At 73.2% G+C, this 14,640-nt stretch carries 12 protein-coding genes; 9 read left to right on the top strand and 3 right to left on the bottom strand.

The window, feature by feature from the left end; translation table 11 throughout:
* Positions 1-40 precede the first annotated feature (40 nt).
* Together ACRAKI_RS07825 and ACRAKI_RS07830 are read left to right on the top strand one after the other, a co-directional pair.
* Positions 41-454: an SAV_6107 family HEPN domain-containing protein gene (locus ACRAKI_RS07825; RefSeq protein WP_447006374.1), complete on the top strand. Its 414-nt coding sequence runs from the start codon at positions 41-43 to the stop codon at positions 452-454.
* Positions 451-1,215, top strand: coding sequence for a maleylpyruvate isomerase family mycothiol-dependent enzyme (locus tag ACRAKI_RS07830; RefSeq protein ID WP_447006375.1), 765 nt, complete (start codon positions 451-453; stop codon positions 1,213-1,215). The genes ACRAKI_RS07825 and ACRAKI_RS07830 overlap by 4 nt, the downstream gene beginning before the upstream one ends.
* Before the next feature lie 432 nt (positions 1,216-1,647).
* Here the strand turns inward: ACRAKI_RS07830 and ACRAKI_RS07835 are convergent, their stop codons facing one another.
* Positions 1,648-3,231, bottom strand: a complete 1,584-nt coding sequence (locus ACRAKI_RS07835) for an alkaline phosphatase D family protein (protein WP_447006376.1) — start codon at positions 3,229-3,231, stop codon at positions 1,648-1,650.
* Between the two features lie 23 nt (positions 3,232-3,254).
* Between ACRAKI_RS07835 and ACRAKI_RS07840 the strand changes: the two genes are divergently transcribed.
* From ACRAKI_RS07840 to ACRAKI_RS07860, 5 genes are all read left to right on the top strand, one after another.
* Entirely contained in the window at positions 3,255-3,836 is a 582-nt protein-coding gene (locus tag ACRAKI_RS07840) for a VOC family protein (protein ID WP_447006377.1), read from the top strand.
* Positions 3,837-3,841: 5 nt separating this feature from the next.
* A complete protein-coding gene (locus tag ACRAKI_RS07845; protein ID WP_447006378.1) occupies positions 3,842-3,958 on the top strand; it encodes a VOC family protein in 117 nt (38 codons plus the stop codon).
* 19 nt (positions 3,959-3,977) lie between these two features.
* Positions 3,978-5,108: a hypothetical protein gene (locus tag ACRAKI_RS07850; protein ID WP_447006379.1), complete on the top strand. Its 1,131-nt coding sequence runs from the start codon at positions 3,978-3,980 to the stop codon at positions 5,106-5,108.
* A gap of 69 nt (positions 5,109-5,177) precedes the next feature.
* Positions 5,178-5,819, top strand: a complete 642-nt coding sequence (locus ACRAKI_RS07855) for a GntR family transcriptional regulator (protein WP_447006380.1) — start codon at positions 5,178-5,180, stop codon at positions 5,817-5,819.
* A gap of 2 nt (positions 5,820-5,821) precedes the next feature.
* Positions 5,822-6,817, top strand: coding sequence for a 1-aminocyclopropane-1-carboxylate deaminase (locus ACRAKI_RS07860; RefSeq protein WP_447006381.1), 996 nt, complete (start codon positions 5,822-5,824; stop codon positions 6,815-6,817).
* Positions 6,818-6,820: 3 nt separating this feature from the next.
* On the opposite strand, the gene ACRAKI_RS07865 is transcribed toward ACRAKI_RS07860, so the two are convergent.
* On the bottom strand, positions 6,821-7,333 hold the full coding sequence (locus ACRAKI_RS07865; RefSeq protein WP_447006382.1) for a MarR family winged helix-turn-helix transcriptional regulator: 513 nt from the start codon (positions 7,331-7,333) through the stop codon (positions 6,821-6,823).
* An 83-nt stretch (positions 7,334-7,416) separates the two neighbouring features.
* Between ACRAKI_RS07865 and ACRAKI_RS07870 the strand changes: the two genes are divergently transcribed.
* Positions 7,417-7,920, top strand: a complete 504-nt coding sequence (locus ACRAKI_RS07870; RefSeq protein ID WP_447006383.1) for a carboxymuconolactone decarboxylase family protein — start codon at positions 7,417-7,419, stop codon at positions 7,918-7,920.
* A 72-nt stretch (positions 7,921-7,992) separates the two neighbouring features.
* Here ACRAKI_RS07870 and ACRAKI_RS07875 read toward each other — a convergent pair whose 3' ends face one another.
* Positions 7,993-12,639, bottom strand: coding sequence for an ATP-dependent helicase (locus tag ACRAKI_RS07875; RefSeq protein WP_447006384.1), 4,647 nt, complete (start codon positions 12,637-12,639; stop codon positions 7,993-7,995).
* A 77-nt stretch (positions 12,640-12,716) separates the two neighbouring features.
* Between ACRAKI_RS07875 and ACRAKI_RS07880 the strand changes: the two genes are divergently transcribed.
* Positions 12,717-14,639: an Hsp70 family protein gene (locus ACRAKI_RS07880; RefSeq protein ID WP_447006385.1), complete on the top strand. Its 1,923-nt coding sequence runs from the start codon at positions 12,717-12,719 to the stop codon at positions 14,637-14,639.
* The last annotated feature ends 1 nt before the right edge of the window (position 14,640 follow it).

Raw genomic sequence — 14,640 nt, forward strand, 5'->3', positions numbered from 1 at the left:
GGCGGTCGTCGCTGTCCCGACGCCGCGAGGAGGCCGCGAGATGACTCAGACCTTCCCCCGCCGCATTCCCCTCCCACTGCCACCGGCGTCGGCCGTGACCCTGCTCGGTCAGGCGCGCGAGTGCCTGGCCGAGGCCGAACGGGACCTGGTGCCGCACACCCGCTTCGCCACGGCCTACCTGGCCGCGATGCGGGCCGCCGCGGCCGTGCTGGCGGCCCGCGGCCGACCCCACCGGGGCCGGTCCAAGCCGACCAGCGTGTGGGTCCTGCTGCCCTCCCTCGCGCCGGAGTTGCGCGAGTGGGCCGCGTTCTTCGCCGAGTGCTCGGCGACGCGCGCGGCCGTGCTGGCGGGCATCACCAGGCAGGTCACCCCGAGGGCAGCCGACGACCTGGTGCGCCAAGCGGCGCAGTTCACCGAGTTGGTCGACGAGATCATGTACGAGGACGGACTGTGAGCAGGGGACTGGTCGCCTACGACCGCCTGATCGACGTAGTGGAGCAGGAAGCCGAGCGCCTGGCGGCGTCGGCCGAAGGACAGCGCCCGGAACGCCAGGTGCCGGCGTGCCCCGGGCTCAACCTCGGGGAGACGGCGAGGCACGTGGGCAGCACGTACCGGATGGTGTCGACGTGGCTGAGGGAAGGCAGCCAACCGCTGGTGTGGCAGCAGGACCCGGAGAAGGGGCAGACGCTGCCCGAGTACGTCCGGGCGGGTGTGCCGCCGTTGGTCCGGGCGTTGCGGGCTCGTGAGCCGGACGACCCGTGCGAGACGTGGTGGCCGGCGGAGCGCAACCACAACTTCTGGGCGCGGCGGCTCGCGCACGAGTCGACCGTGCACCGGATGGACGTCCAGTCTGCGGCCGGGCTGCCGGTCGACCCGGTGGACGACGACGTGGCCGAGGACGGCGTGGACGAGATCCTGTCGCTGTGGCTGGGGCACCGGCTGGACCTCCTCGGCGTGCGCGGCACCCGGCAGGGGACCGTGGCGCTCCGTGCCGGGGACAAGGTGTGGCTGGCGACGACCGGGCCGGACCCGGCCGTGGCACGGCTGGTCGGCGACGAGGAAGCGGCGTCGGCGAACGGGGAGGTGACCGGCACCCCGATGCAGCTGTACCGCTGGCTGTGGGGCCGCATCCCGGACCGCGACCTGCCACCGCGGACCGGTGACCACGACGCGATCGCCCAGCTGTGGGCGTTGCTGAGGCTGGCCACCAAGTAGACGTGCGTCCGCCGCCGGGCAACCCGACCCCCCACCCGGCGGCGGGCGCACCCCACCTCGTGGCGCGGTAGCTTTCCGGCGATGACCGGGTTCCGACCGCCAGGACGTGCCCGCGGTGGTGTCGTGGTGTGCCACGAGGTCTGGGGCGTCACGCCACCGCTGGTGACCGCCGCACGCAGATCCGGCGGGTGCTGGACGAGGCGGCCGGCTGCCCGCCGAGGACGTGCCGCGGGTCGGCGTGCTCGGTACTCGATGGGCGGCGCCATCGCGCTCAGGCGGCTCCGCACCGCGTTCGACGGCCGCGCCACCGTCTTCGACGGCTTGGACCACGGCTTCGCCCTCGACCCCGCCGATCCCCGCCACGCGCCGGATGAAGCCGCCACCTCCTGGCAGCGCACCATCGCGTTCCTCGGCGCCGCTGACCCGCTGGTGTCAGAGTGCGATCGAGGTCGCTTCACGCAGGCCGTCGGAGGTCGCCGTCTCCAGGCGGAAGCGGGCGTCGCAGCCGTCGATCTCCAGCATGCCGACCGAGTTGCCGAAGTGCGGGCCGCTGACCTTCCGCCACGCCACCGGGTCCGGCGAGATCCCGCGCCGGTCCGCCCACCACCGCAGCACCCGCGCCATCGGCCGTGACCACGACAGCCGGAACGCGGGCCGGAACACCCACGGCGGGTCGTTGTGCACCGGCGAGCACACGAGTTGGTACACCTTCGAAGCCACCGGCGACTCGAACGCCGCCCGCGCCGCGTAGCTGTGGTGCACGTCCCCGGACAGCACGCACACAGTGGCGGGCGCGTTGTCGGACCGCCCGATCCGGGCCAGCAGCCGGGCCAGCCGCTCGAACGAACCCCGGAACGCGGGCCAGTGCTCCAGGTCCGCGACCTGCCGCACCTTCTCCCCGAACCGCCCCCGCCACCCCGGCAGCCCGGCCATCCGCTCGTTCAGCGACTGGAGGTGGCTCAGCGCGTGCGGCATCAACCACGGCAGCGACGAGCCGACCAGCAGGTGGTCGAAGTCACCCTCGGCGTTCTCCTCGATCCAGTCGAACTCGCGGTCGCCCACCATCAGCCGTTCCGGCCCGGACAGGATCCGCCCGCCCCGGGTGTCGATCACCAGCAGCCGCACCCGGCCGAAGTCCCGCCGGTAGCTCCACCGCGTCGACTTGCCGCCGTCGACCTCCTTGTCGGCCTGCTCGGCGAAGTCCTCCAGCAGCCCCTGCACGTCGCCGCCGCTCGACCGGACCTTCCCGTACAGCTCGTCGCGCGCCAGCTCTTCCGGGGAGAGGTTGCCCAGGTGCTGGTAGACCCAGTACGACGCGAGCCCGGCCCGGATGCGCTCCGGCCACCACGGCTTGGTCGCCATCTGCTCGCGCCACGTCCGCGAGGTGTTCCAGTCGTCGCGCACGTCGTGGTCGTCGAAGATCATCGACGTGGGCACCACGGACATCAGCCAGCGGACCTCCGGGTCGGCCCACGACTCGTGGTACAGCTCGGCGTACTCGCGGAACGACACGACTTCGCCCGCGGGCTCCGGTCTGCGTTCCGCCAGCCACCGGGTGACCCGCGGCGTCGGCTCGTCCGCGTAGACCTGGTCGCCGAGCAGCACCAGCGCGTCCGGCCACTGGTCCTGCGGCTGGTCCAGCATCCGCAACGCGTACGCGTCCAGCGCGTCCGGCCCCAGCTTGTCCGGTTTGTCCGTTGTGGGTGTGGCCTTCGCCGCCCGGCACGAGCCGAACAGCAGCCGCCGCACGTCATTGGTCCTGATCACGGGCGGTGGGAACGGCGAATCGGGCCGCGGCCACACCACCTCGTCGTCCAGCCGCACGTCGTACGGCGTGGTGGTGCCGGGAGTCAGCCCTTCGACCACGACCAGGGCGAAGTGCTGCTCGCCGACCTGGAACGTCTCCGCGCGTCCGCCCGCGACGGCGACCTCGCACGCGGCGTCGGATTCGACCCACACCGTCGCCGAGGTGGAGTCGACGTGTCGCAACACCGGACCAAGTACCAGGTCAGCCATTCGTCAGACGTTACCGTCGGAGCATGGCAACGAGGTGGCGCGATGTCGTCGTGGACGTGGCCGACCCTGCGGCACTGGGCCGGTTCTGGTCGGCGCTGCTGGAGCGGCCGATCACCGGCGAGACCGCCGACGAGGTCGACGTGGCGCTCAGCGGCGGGATGGAGCTGGTGTTCGGGACCGTGCCCGAGCCGAAGGTGGTGAAGAACCGCCTGCACCTGGACCTGGCCTCCTCCTCGCCGGAGCACCAGGCGGCGATCGTGGAGCGGGCCGTTGACCTGGGCGCCAAGACGGTGGACGTCGGGCAGGGCGACGTGCCGTGGGTGGTGCTGGCGGACCCGGCGGGCAACGAGTTCTGCGTGCTGGAGCAGCGTGACGAGTACGCGCACACCGGGCCGGTGGCCGCGGTCGTGGTCGACTCGCTCGACCCGCGGGCGCAGGCGGCGTTCTGGGCGGGGGTGACCGGGTTGCCGGTGACCCGCGAGCACCCCGACTTCGCGTCGCTGAGCCAGGAAGCCGGGCCGGCGCTGGAGTTCGTGCGGGTGGCCGAGCCGAAGGTGGTGAAGGACCGGATCCACCTGGACCTCGCCCCGCCGGCGACCTGCTGATCGAGGTGGCGCGGCTGGAGGCGTGGGGCGCGGTGCGGGCGGACGTCGGGCAGACCGACGTGCCGTGGGTGGTGCTGGCGGACCCGGAGGGCAACGAATTCTGCGTGCTCACACCCCGCTGACCCGTCCATGATGGCGATCGTGATGCGACCCGCGTACCTGGAGCCCCGCACGGACGTCCCGGCGGTGGAGGACTGGTCCACCAGGTTGTTCCTCGACGAGGACAAGACCTTCGGGCGCGTGGCCGACGCGATGGCGGTGGGGTCGCTGACGGTCGCGGTGAGCCTCGTCGTGTTCCCCGAGGCCACCCCCGGCACCGTGGCGGTGGTGGTGGTGCTCGCGCTGCTGGGTCTCCTCATGGCGCTCGCGTCGCTCGTGCACCGGCACGAGTGGGCGCCGCGACGGCGTGGACTGCTCGACCGACCGTGGCGGCGGGTTCCCGCGACGGTCGCCGCCGGCGGGACGTGGGAGGAGGAACGGCTCCTGCTCTTCACCGAGGGGGGCACGGTCGTCCTGCGCGGCACGTTGCCCGACGTGACGACCCTGGTGCTGGACCGGCAGGAGGTGTTCCTGTGCGGGCCGGACGACAAGGGCAGGGCAGAGGTTCGCGTCGCGGGCCTGTGCCGCCTGTACCCGATGCGGGTGGAGGAGATCGAGGCGGCCGACGTCCGTCCCCGTGAACGCGAACCGCACCTGATCGGCAGACCGCTGGACGACGAGGTGGTGGCGCGCGCGTTCCGCGGCTTCCGCTGGGGCACGCGGGCCTGGGTCTGGCCCACTGCGTCAACGGTGGTCGGCGCCGCGATGGTGTCGCTGAGCGTGACGCCGCTGTCACCGGCCGGCCTGGTGGTCGGTGGGCTCCTGATCGTGGCCGCCGCCATCCTCTCGCCGGGTGTGGTGATGATCTGCAAGCTGTACCGCGAGGCGGTGGCGGCGGCCGAGTCGGCGGTGAAGTGGACGCCGGTCCCCGTGACGCTCTTCCCCTGGGAGTCCGAGCACGAGGTCGCCGGGCTCGCCCAGCTGCCGACCGGCACGGCGGTGGTGCGGTTCCCGCTGCCCAACCCGGACCTGATCGCCAACATCGCCGAAACGGGCACGATGTGGATGGCCGGTGACGGCGGTGGTGTCATCACCGTCGGCCTGCCCCGCGTGCCCGCGCTCATGCCGGCGATGGTGGAGCGCGACCGCGACGTGCCGGAGGAGAACCCGCACCCGTGGCTGCTGCGCGCCATGGAGCCGTCGTGGGACGGCGTCCCGGCGCTGCGCGGCTGAGCCGCACGGTCTACCGCCGCTCGGCCGTACCGCCTACCGTTCCTCGACCTCACCGTCTACAGTGCCGATATGCAATATATTGGTCGGGCCCTGTACCGCGACCAGGCGCTGACCGCGATCCGCGAGGCGATCCTGGGTGGCGACCTGGCGCCGGGCGTGCCGATCAAGGACGCCGAGCTGGCCGAGCGGCTGGGCCTGTCCCGGACGCCGGTGCGCGAGGCGTTGGCGCGGCTGACCGACGAAGGCCTGGTCGAGAGCAAGCCGCACAGCTACACGCGGGTCACCCCGCTGGACACGACGGCGGTGCGTGACGCGCACGTCGTCGTCCGGACCATGCACGCGTTGGCCGCACGGCTCGCCGTCCCGCGCATGGTGGAGGCCGACCTGGCCGCGATGCGCGCCGCCAACACGTCGTTCGCGCAGGCCTTGGCCGTCGGTGACGTGCCCGGCGCGTTGGCCGCGGACGACGAGTTCCACGCGGTGGCAGTGCGGCGGAGCGACAACTTCGCCGTGGTGGCCACCATCGAGCGCTACACCCCGCTCGTCCGCCGGCTCGAGCGGTTGCGGTTCGCCGCGCCGACCGGCCGCCACTCGGTGGCGATGCACGACGAGATCATCACCGCCTGCGCCGCGGCCGACGCCGAACTCGCGGCGCGGCTGGTCGAGCGGAACTGGGCGACGTTGGCCGACCTGCTGGTTGAGGAGAACTGATCATGGCGCTGGACGACTTCGCCCGCTTCCCGCTGACCTTCGGCCCGTCGCCGGTGCACGAGCTGGAACGGCTGGGCCGGCACCTCGGCGGCGCGCGGGTGTGGGCCAAGCGGGAGGACTGCAACTCCGGGCTGGCGTTCGGGGGCAACAAGACGCGCAAGCTGGAGTACCTGGTCGCGGACGCGTTGGCCACGGGCTGCGACACGCTGGTGTCCATCGGCGGCGTGCAGTCCAACCACACCCGGCAGGTGGCCGCGGCGGCGGCGCGGGCCGGGCTGAAGTGCGTGCTGGTGCAGGAGAGCTGGGTGGACTGGCCGGACGCGGTGTACGACCGGGTGGGGAACATCCTGCTCAGCCGGTTGATGGGCGCCGACGTGCGGCTGGTGGAGGCGGACTTCGGCATCGGCGTGAAACCGGCCTGGGAGCAGGCGATCGAGGACGTGAGTGCGGCGGGCGGCAAGCCGTACGCGATCCCGGCGGGTGCGTCGGACCACCCGTTGGGCGGGCTCGGGTTCGCCGGGTGGGCGGTCGAGGTCGAGCGGCAGGAGGCCGAGCTGGGGGTGCGGTTCGACACGGTGGTCGTGTGCTCGGTGACCGGCAGCACGCAGGCGGGGATGGTGGCCGGGTTCGCGGGCAGCGGGCGGACGATCATCGGCATCGACGCGTCCGCCGAGCCGTGCGACACCCGTGACCAGGTGTCGCGCATCGCGAAGAACACGGCGGACCTGCTGGGCGTCGAGGTGACCGACGCGGACGTCATCCTGGACGACCGGTTCCACGAGGGCATCTACGGCGTGCCGGGGGAGTCCACTTTGGACGCCATGCGGCTGGGCGCGAGCCTGGAAGGCATGATCACCGACCCGGTGTACGAGGGCAAGTCCCTCGCGGGCCTGATCGAACTCGTGTCCACCGGCGAGGTCCCGCGCGACTCCAACGTCCTCTACGCCCACCTCGGCGGCCAGCCCGCGCTCAACGCGTACAGCGCGCTGTTCCGCTGACCGTCAGCCGAACCAGCCGGGGACGTCGACGGGGAATCCGGCGTCGGGCACGACCGCGCGGAGGGACGACTCCAGCTGGGCGACCCGGCCGGCGCCGAGTTCGTGGACCCACCGCGCCCGCAGCCGGTCGAAGATCTCCGCCGACTGGGTCAGCGAGTCGATCCCGCGCGGTGTGAGCCGGACCAGCTTCCGGCGCGCGTCCCGAGGGTCGTCGGCGCGTTCGACGTAGCCGAGCGAGGCGAGCCGGTCGACGGTCTTGCCGGCGGCTTGCTTGGAGACGCCGAGGCGGCGTCCGATCTCGCTGGCGGTCGCGCCGTGCACGCCGATCGCCTGCATCGCGAAACCGTGGGCGGGCCGCACGTCGGGGTGCCCGCGTTCGGCCAGTTCGGCGTGCAGCTGGTCGATGAGGGACCGGAATCCGGCGAACAGCAGCAACGGCAGCTCGAACCCCGGCGGCTCGCGATCAGCCCTGCCAGTGGTGTCGGTCCTGCCGGTCCTGCCTGCCTGATCAGCCACGTCGGCCATCGGCGCGCTCGACAAACTCGACAACCAGGTTTACGGTTTCGTCAACCACGTTGTCGACTTTACCGGAGTCCCGCATGTTCGCCCGGCACACGCTCGAATCCGCTCCCGCCGGCTCACGCCGCCTGATGGAGTCCGCGGTCGCCCACCTCGGCCACCTACCGCCCGCCGTGGCCCTGCTCGCCGAGTCGCCCGAGATGCTCGGCGGCTTCCTCCACGCCAGTGGTCTCTTCGAAGCGAGCACCCTCGACCCGCTCGCGAGGGAGGTGGTGATCATGACCATCGCCAACCGCAACGGCTGTCGGGTCTGCGTGGCCATGCACACCGGCCGCCTGCGGGAGCTGGGTGCCGAGTCGGCGCGGATCACCGCCCTGCGGTCCGGGGAACCGCTGGACGACCTGCGGCTGGAGGCGCTGAGGCAGTTCACCCTGCGCGTGCTCGCCACCGCCGGAGAGGTGCCGGAGGACGAACTCGCCGAGTTCGTGGCCGCCGGCTTCACCACCCGCAACGCGCTGGAGGTGGTGCTGGGCATCGGCACGTACACGATGTCCACCTTGGCCAACCGCCTGGTGCGCGCCTGAGCGGCACGCTCTCGCGCCCGCCGGCCGGTGTCCGTCCTGGCGAACCGCCTGGTGCGCGGCTGAAAACCCCCGTCACGCCCGCAGTCGCAACCCCTTGGGCGTCGCCCGGAAGCCCGCGTCCTGCAGGACGCCGGCCAAGCGCGAGCCCAATGCCACCTCCCCGTCCGCCCGCTGCACCGCCAGCTGACCCAACCACCCGTCGCGCACGGCCCGCCCCAACGCCTGGGCGGCCGAGCGCAACGACTCCTCCTCCTCGGTGAACGACAGCAGCGACCGCCCGCCCCGCTCCACGTAGAGCGTCGCCGCACCGTCCACCAGCACCACCAGCGCACCGGACTTCCGGCCGGGCCGGTGCTTGCCCTCGCCCGACGACTCCGGCCACGTCAGCGCCGCACCGTAGGGCTGCGCCGGATCGGCCGCCGCCAGCACCACGGCGTCCGGCGAGCCCATGTGCTCCTGCCCCGGCGGCCGGGACGACGCGCGCAACCTGTCCACCGCACCCCGCGCCGCGAACTGCGCCGCGCCCAACCCCTCGACCACGTACCCGCGCACGACCTGCCCGGACTCCTCCATCGCCCGCAGCACCCGGTACACCGCGCTGAACCCGCCGGTCACCCGCTCGGTGTCCAGCGCACCGCGCGTCAGCACGCCGTGCCGCTCCAGGAACGCCTCGGCCCGCGCGTGCGCCCGTCGCGTCGCGTCGGCAGCGGGCACCACGGCCAGCGACCACCGGCCCGCCACCGTCGGCGGCCCGGTGCGGCTCGGCATGTCCGGCCGACCCGCCCGCATCCGCGCGTACCGACCGCGTGGCGCGGCACGCCGGGGTTTGTGCGCCGTGCCGCCACCCGCGACCAGCGCCCGCAACGGCGCCAGCGTGTCGTTGGTGACCACACCGGCCCACACCAGGTCCCACAGCGCGCCGACGACCTCGGCGTCCGTCGTCGGACCCTGCAACGACACCCGGTCGACCAGCTGCCGGAAGAACAACGCGCCACCGCCCAACGCCTCCACCACGGCGGTGTGCAGCGACGAGTCCGGCATCGCCTCCGGCACCAGGTCCGGCAGCAGCAGGTCGGCCACGTCCGCGGGCGCCAACGCGATCCAGCCGTCACCGCCGGCCAGCGACCCGCACCCCGTCCACGTCACCTCGCCGGACGCCGTCAGCTCGTCCAGCAGCGCCGGGCTGTAGCCGGGCAGCCGGGCGGGCAGCACCAGCGACTCGACCGCGCTCGCGGGCAGCGGCGCGCCCGCCAGCTGCTCGACAACCGAGTACACGTCGTCCACCGTCGGCGCGGACCGCAACCGCCGCCCCACCCCGTGCCAGCCCGGCAGGAACCGGCCCAGCGCGGCGGGCTCCACCGGTTCCACCTCGGCCCGCAGCCTCGCCAGCGACGCGCGCCGCAACCGCCGCAGCACCTCGGCGTCGCAGTACTCGGTGTGCGTGCCCGCCCCCGGTCGCGGGGGTCCAGCGAGCGACAGGGGTCTCAGCTCACCGCGCACCAGCCGCCCGGTGGCCGCCATCCGCTCCAGCACCCCGGTCACCACGGCGACGCCGAGCCCGAACCGCTCCGCCGCCACCACCGCCGGGAACGGCCCGTGCGTCCGCGCGTACCGCGACAGCAGGTCTCCCAACGGATCGGCCACCGGCTCGGTGAACACCTCAGGCACACCCACCGGCAGAGCCACGCCCAACGCGTCCCGCACCCGGCCCGCGTCCTCGATCCCGATCACGCGGTCCTCACCCGCGATGCGCACCCGGATCGCCCGCCGCTGCGCCACCAGGTCGGCCAGCCACTCCGGCCGCACACCGCGTTCCAGCGCCTCCGCCTCGGACAGGTCGCCCAGGAACCGCAGCAGGTCCGACGCGCCCTCCGCGTCCCGCGCGTGCCGGTCCGGCGCGAGGCGCTGCAGGTTCCGCTCGACCTCCTCGACCACCTCCGGGTCCAGCAGCTCCCGGATCGCCTCGGACCCCAGCAGCTCCGCCAGCAGCGCCGAGTCCAGCGACAACGCTGCGGCCCGCCGCTCGGCCAGCGGCGCGTCCACCTCGTACAGGAACATCCCGACGTACCCGAAGAGCAGGCTGCGGGCGAACGGCGACGGTGACGGCGTCTCCACCTCCACCACCCGCACCCGCCGCGCCCGGATCTCCGTCATCAGCTCACGCAGGCCGGGCACGTCGTAGACGTCCTGGAGGACCTCCCGCATGGCCTCCAAGACCACCGGGAAGCTCTCGTACTTCGCCGCCACCGACAGCAACTGCGCCGCCCGCTGCCGTTGCTGCCACAGCGGGGACCGCTTGCGCGGATCACGCCGGGGGAGCAGCAGGGACCGCGCCGCGCACTCCCGGAACCGGGCCGCGAACAGCGCCGACCCGCCCACCTCGGCCACCACGACCTGCTCGACCTCCTCCGGGTCGAGCAGCACGTCGTCCGCACCCGCCACCACCGGCGCGCCGTCCAGGTCGACCGCGTCCGGCAGCCGGATCACGATCCCGTCGTCGGAGTGCGCCGCCTGCACCTCGATACCGCGCCGCTCCCGCAGCCGGGCCGCGATGGCCAGCGCCCAGGGCGCGTTGACCTGCGCCCCGAACGGCGAGTGCACCACCAGCCGCCAGTCGCCCAGCTCGTCCCGGAACCGCTCCACCAGCACGATCCGGTCGTTCGGCACGTGCCTGGTCGCCTCGCGCTGCTCGCCCAGGTACGCCAGCAGGTTCGACGTCGCCCACGCGTCCAACCCGGCCGACGCCGTCCGCTCGGCCGCCTTCGCGTCGTCCATCGCGGACACTTCGCGGAGGAACTTCCCCAGCGCCCGCCCCAGCTCCAGCGGACGTCCCGGCGCGTCGCCCTTCCAGAACGGCATCCGCGCGGCCTGGCCCGGCGCGGGCACCACGATCACCCGGTCGTGGGTGATGTCCTCCACCCGCCACGACGACGTGCCCAGCAGGAACGTGTCGCCCACCCGCGACTCGTAGACCATCTCCTCGTCCAGCTCGCCCACCCGCGAGCCGGGACCGCGCTCGGACGGCGGGGTCATCACCGCGAACAGCCCCCGGTCCGGGATCGTGCCGCCCGACGTCACCGCCAGCCGCTGCGACCCCGGCCGGCCGCGCAGCTCACCGGTGATCCGGTCCCACGTGATCCGGGGCCGCAGCTCGCCGAACTCCTCACTCGGGTACCGGCCCGCGAGCATGTCCAGCACCGCCTGCAACGCCGACTCCGGCAGTGCGGCGAACGGCGCGGCCCGCCGCACCAGCCCGGCCAACTCCTCGACCGTCCACGTCTCCATCGCCACCATGGCCACGACGTGCTGCGCCAGCACGTCCAGCGGGTTGCGCGGGTACCGCACGGCCTCGATCGCGCCGTCACGCATCCGCTCCGCCACCACCGCGCACGACACCAGGTCGCCGCGGAACTTCGGGAACATCACCCCGCGCGACACCGCGCCCACCTGGTGCCCGGCCCGGCCGACCCGCTGCAACCCGGACGCCACCGTCGGCGGCGCCTCCACCTGCACCACCAGGTCGACCGCGCCCATGTCGATGCCCAGCTCCAGCGACGACGTCGCCACCACGCACGGCAGCCGCCCGGACTTCAGCTCCTCCTCGACCACCACCCGCTGCTCGCGCGACATGGAGCCGTGGTGCGCGCGGGCGATCGAGGTGCTGCGCTGGATCGTCACGCCGGACTGGCCGGGAGCCTCGGCAGGGAACCGCTCGATCTGGGACCCCTCGGTCTGCCGGGACCGCTCGGGCTGGGCTTGTTCGAGCTGGGCCGGTTGGGACCGCTCCAGCTCCTCGGCCTCCTCCGCCAGCTCGTTGAGCCGCGCGGTGAGCCGTTCGGCCAGCCGCCGGGAGTTCGCGAACACGATCGTGGACCGGTGCTGCCGGACCAGCTCCAGGATCCGCTGCTCCACCGCCGGCCAGATCGACGTCCGCCGCTCCGCGCCCGCCGCCGAGCCGGACACCTCGCTGGTCGGCTCGCCGAGCACCGACATGTCCTCGACCGGGACCTCGACCCGCACCTCGATCGTCTTCGCCGTCTTCGGCTGCACGACCCGCACCGGCCGACCGCCCGCGAGGAACGCGCCCACCTCCTCGACCGGTCGGACCGTCGCGGACAGCCCGATCCGCTGGGCCGGCCGCTCCAGCAGGGAGTCCAGCCGTTCGAGTGACAGCGCGAGGTGCGCGCCGCGCTTCGTGCCCGCCACCGCGTGCACCTCGTCCACGATCACCGTCTCGACACCGCGCAACGACTCCCGCGCCGCCGACGTGAGCACCAGGAACAGCGACTCCGGGGTGGTGACCAGCACGTCCGGTGGGGTCCGCGCGAACGCCCGCCGCGCGTCCGCCGGCGTGTCGCCGGTGCGCATGCCGACCGTGATGTCCGGCTCGGGCAGCGACAGCCGGTGCGCGGCCTGCCGGATGCCCGCCAACGGCGCCCGCAGGTTCCGCTCCACGTCGACTGCCAGCGCTTTCAGCGGTGAGACGTACAGCACCCGACACCGCCGCTTCGGCTCGGCGGGCTTCGGCGTGGACGCCAACCGGTCCAGCGCCCAGAGGAACGCGGCCAGCGTCTTGCCGGACCCCGTGGGTGCGATGACCAGCGCGTGGTCGCCCGCGGCCGCCGCCTCCCACGCGCCCGCCTGCGCGGCAGTGGGCGCGGCGAAGGCCCCGGTGAACCACTGCCGGGTCGCGGGGGAGAACGCGGACAGGACTTCCATGCCGTCCATAGTGAACCCGGGGTCCGACAATTTTGGTTTGTGGCACGATCACCCCGTTCGAAACCAAAGGGGTGACCGTGCGCGTCCTGTCCGTCGACCTGGGCACTTCCAACACCGTCGCGGTGCTCGCCGCGCACAGCCGGCCGCCCCGGGTCGTGGAGGTGGACGGATCGGCCACCATGCCGTCGGCCGTCTACTGCGAAGAGGACGGCACCCTCGTCGTCGGCCGCGACGCCGAGCGCCGCGCCCGCCTCGACCCGGCCCGCTTCGAACCCAACCCCAAGCGCCGCGTGGACGACGGCGTGCTGCTCCTCGGCGACAACGTCGTCCCGGTCACCGACGCGCTGGCCGCCGTGCTGCGCCGCGTCCTGGACGAGACCAACCGCCAGCTGGGTGGCGAGTCGCTGGACGAGATCCGCCTCACCCACCCCGCGCAGTGGGGCCTGACCCGCCGCAACGTGCTGCTGTCGGCGGCCCGCCTCTCCGGCGCCAAGGGCGAGGTCGTGCTGGTCCCGGAGCCGGTCGCCGCCGCCTCGCACTACGCCTCGCTGTCCGTCGGCCAAGCGCTTGCGGTGTACGACCTGGGCGCGGGCACGTTCGACGTGGCCATCGTCGGCGCCACCCAGAACGGCTTCACCGTGCTCGCCGAGGACGGCCTGCCCGACCTGGGCGGGCTGGACGTCGACCAGGCCCTCCTCGAACACGTCGGGCGGCAGGTCTCGCACCGCGACCCGGCGGCCTGGCAGCGGCTGCTGCGCCCCGAGTCCACCGCGGACCGCCGGGCCAGGCGCGCGCTCCAGGAGGACGTGCGGGCCGCCAAGGAGTCGTTGTCACGGCACTCGCACACCGAGGTGCCGATGCCGGAGCCGTTCGAGGACGTGCTGGTCAACCGGTCCGACCTGGAAGCGCTGGTCCGGCCGAGCATGATGCGCAGCGTCGAGCTGCTGGAGTCCACGATCCGCTCCACCGGCATGGCGCCCAACCAGCTCACGGGCATCTACCTGGTCGGCGGCGCCAGCCGCATCCCGCTGGTCGCGACGATGATCGCCGAGCAGGTGCGGATCGTGCCGACGAGCCTGGACCAGCCGGAGACGTCGGTGGCCCTGGGCGCGCACCACGTCCCCAAGAACGGCGTCACGCCGCGCTCCCAGGAGACGACCAGGCCCAAGGAGCCGGACACGGTCGTCACCACGCCGGTGCACCCGAACGCCGGGTACAAGGTGAACCCCACCACCAGCGGCGCGTACCAGGGGAACCCGAACGCGAGCGGTCCGTACCAGGTCAACCCGAGCGCGAGCGGCCCGTACCAGGTCAATCCCACCGCCAGCGGCCCGTACCAGGTCAACCCGAGCGCCAGCGGGCCCTACCAGGTGAACCCGCAGACCGGGCCGCAGCAGTTCAACTTCCCGACCGTCACGCGTCAGCTGCCCGCCGAGGAGAAGAAGCCGAACCGGACCCTGCTGATCTCCGTCGGCGCGGCGGTGGTCGTGCTCGCGCTGGCCGTGGTCGGCGGGTTCGTCGCGTTCAGCGGGCCGGGCGTGCCCACCGCTCAGGAGTGCAAGAACGACACCCAGCAGGACGACAAGGGCTTCACCGAGTGCCTGCGCCGTCTCGCGGGCACGATCCCGGACACCAGCACCTGCAAGGCGGGCGGAACGCCGGGTGTGGGCGGTGTCAACGGCATCAAGGGCACCGTGGTCAGCTGCGCGGTCAGGGACGACTACTCGGTCCAGTACGTCCTCACCGAGACTGTCGTCGGCGCGCAGCACGGCGCGGAGGCCGTCGTGCAGTCGCTCAAGACCGACATGGTCGAGGCGCAGTGGGCGGGCAACGGCCTCAAGGGCAAGTACCGGGCCGCAGCCGACGGAGGGTTGGGGCTGCTCGTGTTCACCGCCGACGACCTCCCACTGCTGGGCATCGTGACCAAGAGCGGCGGCGAGGAGCTGACCGCGGACCAGGTCGCCGACTTCTTCGAGGCCGCGGTCCAACCCGGCACCTGAC

It is taken from the genome of Saccharothrix isguenensis, assembly GCF_052936305.1.

What these genes read in the sequence shown, in the direction of transcription:
- ACRAKI_RS07840 (WP_447006377.1), top strand. Translation starts at nt 3,255, where the DNA reads ATGGCAACGAGGTGGCGCGATGTCGTCGTGGACGTGGCCGACCCTGCG.
- ACRAKI_RS07855 (WP_447006380.1), top strand. Translation starts at nt 5,178, where the DNA reads ATGCAATATATTGGTCGGGCCCTGTACCGCGACCAGGCGCTGACCGCG.
- ACRAKI_RS07825 (WP_447006374.1), top strand. Translation starts at nt 41, where the DNA reads ATGACTCAGACCTTCCCCCGCCGCATTCCCCTCCCACTGCCACCGGCG.
- ACRAKI_RS07860 (WP_447006381.1), top strand. Translation starts at nt 5,822, where the DNA reads ATGGCGCTGGACGACTTCGCCCGCTTCCCGCTGACCTTCGGCCCGTCG.
- ACRAKI_RS07835 (WP_447006376.1), bottom strand. Translation starts at nt 3,231, where the DNA reads ATGGCTGACCTGGTACTTGGTCCGGTGTTGCGACACGTCGACTCCACC.
- ACRAKI_RS07875 (WP_447006384.1), bottom strand. Translation starts at nt 12,639, where the DNA reads ATGGAAGTCCTGTCCGCGTTCTCCCCCGCGACCCGGCAGTGGTTCACC.
- ACRAKI_RS07870 (WP_447006383.1), top strand. Translation starts at nt 7,417, where the DNA reads ATGTTCGCCCGGCACACGCTCGAATCCGCTCCCGCCGGCTCACGCCGC.